Here is a 930-nt window from a genome sequence, read left to right as displayed (position 1 = left end):
TCGCGGTCCTCCTCCGTGATGAACGCCGCGTCGAAGGAGTTGAGCGCCAGCTGCTCGAGCTGCGCGTCGTCCATCCCCAGCTCCTCGACCAGGGCGCGGTAGTTCTCGTCCACGTAGCCGCCGAAGTAGGGCGGGTCGTCGCTCGAGACCGTCACGACGAGTCCCTCGCGGAGCATCGCGGGCAGCGGGTGGTCGGCCATCGTGTCCACCGCGCGCAGGGCCACGTTCGACAGTGGGCACACCGTCACCGGGATGCGGCGCTCGCGGAGCATCGCGACGACCTCCGGGTCCTCCATCGCGCGGATCCCGTGGTCGATCCGCTCGACCTTCAGCAGCTCGACGGTGGCCTCGACCGTCTCGGGCCCGCCCTCCTCGCCGGCGTGCGCGACCAGGCGCAGTCCGTCCGCCGCGGCGCGCGCGTAGACGTCGACGAACAGCTCCGGGCCGAAGCCCACCTCGTTCGAGTCGAGCCCGACGCCGATGATGTGCTCGCGCCAGGGGAGGATCGCCGTCAGCATCTCGTCGGCCGCGTCGGCGCCCAGGTCGCGGAGGAAGCACATGATCAGGTCCGTCGAGATCCCGTGGGTCTCCTCGCTCCGACTGAGCGCACGGGTGATCCCGCTCATCACGGTGTCGAGCGCGACGCCGTTGCCGAGGTGCGTCTGCGGGTCGAAGAAGATCTCGGCGCGGCGGACGTTCGCCTTCTGCGCCCGGTCGAGGTAGCCGGTCGCGAGCTCGAAGAAGTCCCGCTCCGTCTTCAGCACGGTGAGGTTCGAGTAGTGCAGCTCCAGGAACGACGCGAGGTCGGCGAAGGAGTACCGCGCGCGGAGGGCGTCGAGGTCCTCGGTGGGCAGGGCGACTCCGTTGCGGCGCGCCATCTCGACGATGTGCTCGGGCTCGATCGTGCCCTCGAGGTGGATGTGCAGCTCG

The 930-nt window shown here is 70.1% G+C and carries 1 protein-coding gene; it reads right to left on the bottom strand.

From position 1 onward, the window contains the following. A partial coding sequence (locus tag C5C10_RS17420) for an adenosine deaminase (RefSeq protein ID WP_104329886.1) occupies positions 1 to 930 on the bottom strand: 930 nt, incomplete at both ends.

It is taken from the genome of Rathayibacter sp. AY1A3 (assembly GCF_002930975.1).
Classification (GTDB): Bacteria; Actinomycetota; Actinomycetes; order Actinomycetales; family Microbacteriaceae; genus Rathayibacter.
The sequence above is the reverse complement of the archived record's forward strand: the minus strand, read 5'-3'. Positions and strand labels throughout refer to the sequence as shown.